The sequence below is a fragment of the Robinsoniella sp. genome, assembly GCF_034124845.1.
Window position 1 is genome coordinate 1 of the sequence record NZ_JAWYAJ010000175.1, and the last position, 2,424, is coordinate 2,424.

At 48.5% G+C, this 2,424-nt stretch carries 1 protein-coding gene; it reads left to right on the forward strand.

Annotated features, from left to right (window positions below; all coding sequences use genetic code 11):
• Positions 1 to 2,424: hypothetical protein (locus ACH2DQ_RS08255; protein ID WP_395026317.1), on the forward strand; the 2,424-nt coding region annotated here is incomplete at both ends.

The window sequence follows — 2,424 nt, forward strand, 5'->3', positions numbered from 1 at the left end:
CTGGCTCGCTTTGACGCTGGCAGGCTCGTTAGTCTGTACCCTGGTACCGAACATGGACACACGTGCAGCGACTCCCGGGACAAACGCGGAGGCGGGGGCCGCGGCGCAGGGTTCGGCAGAGGAACCCTGGATTGCGTCACCCTATGTAAATGAGAAAGGAGAGATAGTAGAAGGACTGGAAAATGCAGTAAACGGAAAACGCCACTGGCTGGAAACGGATGAATCCCTCCCGGTTGCGGTTACAGAAGATGGCAGCAGCATTACCATTGGAAATGGCATCATAGAGCGCCGCTTTCAGCTTCCCCAGGAGGGCGGAACAGAATTTTATACAGACAGCTACAAGAATCTGTATATCGACAAAGAGATGACAGACGGGGAAGATGTGCTTCCGGAAGTCTATCTGGGACTGTATGACAAGCCTTACCGGGAAGTATACAGTGATGAAGGGATCAAGATACACCGGGATTCAATTGCTTCGGCAGACAATACGATTGAGATTCCGGACAGCAGTATCAAGGTAACCCCGGATTACTACTATGTAGGCGGAACCAAAAATAGTAACACCTTTGTGTTTGACGGATATACAATCAGCGACAGTTGTGAAAAACCGTTTGAATGGACTTCAAATGAAATTTTCGGAGACCCGGCGGCAAAGGAATGGCCGCCCAAAGGAAAGCATCTGGAGTTTCTTTTCTCGGCTCCACAATCTTTCCCGGAAGTCTATCAGGGAATCAAAATTAAAATCATTTACGAAATGTATGACAATATCCCGGCTATGAAAAAGCGGGTGGAGATCGTAAATGAAGGGGACAGCCAGATCATGATCGGACGACTGGCACCGGAAGTCATGAAGGGAAATACCAACATGGATGACCTGCTGGCGCTGGAGACTACTTACACCTGCGGCGACCAGAGTACACTTCCCATTAACCGTCCGCTTCCCTGCAAATGTGATCTGGAAAAGGAAGGAAGTCCCTTCCTGGAGCTGAAGGATATCACCCACACCTGCTATGAGGTGGGACCGGCATATGAGCTGGCTAAGGGCGAATCCATGGTAGGGTTTGACACCTATGAATTTGTCCACAGTACCTACTGGTTTGAACTGAAAATGAGGGAACGTCTTGGCATTTACCGGACCCTGTTTCCATGGATCACAGACAACCCGCTGACCCATCATAATACAGGCAGACTTACGAAAGAAGTAATAGATCAGGCGGCAGAAGCAGAGTTTGAAATGATTATTCAGTCTTACAGTGCTCCGGATGAATCCAAACAGATGCTGGCAAGAGACCAGGCGACTCTGGATAAGTACAAAGAACTGGTGGATTACGCACACAGCAAGGGAATTGCAATTGGTATCTACCAGGCTCAGTATACGAGAGGGCAGTACAGCCAGTCCAAAGAGTACGGTACGAATGCGGAAGGACAATGGGGCGCTTCCATGTGCCTGGCATCCGCAGCATTCGATGATTACTGGGATAACTTCAAAAACTTTGTTACATATACCGGTCTGGACTGTGTAGAAATAGACGGTACCTATCCCGGCAATTATTGTAATTGCGGCGAACAGCATGTAAACAAGGATAGAGAAACAGACCCGGCTAATCCGCAAGATACGGATACCGGAAAAGCATCAAAGTATAAGTTCCATAACGGCGTATTTGATTCACAGGTAAAGCAGTGGGAAAATGGTGTCCGCATGATGTGTGCAGAGTTTCGTGACATGGGCGTATTTGTAAAAGTGCCTGCATGGTATTACTTAAACGGTGCCAACAAATGCGGAATCGGATACGAAGAAGCAGCCTGGAGCCAGCCAAGGCAGGAGCAGCTGCTGTACGGGCGTCAGCTGATGCACAATGCTTCCTATGGACGTACCATGTCCATGAGCTGGTCTCATGTACCGTTTGCAGAATACCATGGCGGCGGCGGAGATGCTGCATTCCAGCCATTTAAAGATAAGAAAGAAGATTATAACTGGGTTATTGCACAGAATATCGGAAACGGCGTAAACTCCGACTTCCGTGGGCCTGCACTTTTTGATGACGGAACACAGGATATCCTGAATAAATGGGTAGAGTTCTATAAGCGTTACCGTGGAATTGTAAATTCCGACATGGTTCATATCTCCCAGGCGGCTTATGACGCAGCAGGAACCAACAGGCAGCGGGGCGTGAAAATGGATGCATTATATCATGTGAATGCCATGAATGAGGGAGAAAAAGGACTATTGTGGGTATATAACCAGACAGATGAGAGCCGGACAGAAGTCATCAATGTACCCATGTATTATACCGGACTTGCCCAAGGGTTGAATTATCCACCGGTACCGCTGAAGGACTCCCTTGGAAAAGATGTCCACAGATATGGCGCATATCCGCCGAACTACAGCTGGCTTCCCCAGTCTGAACCAAATTACAGACAGCC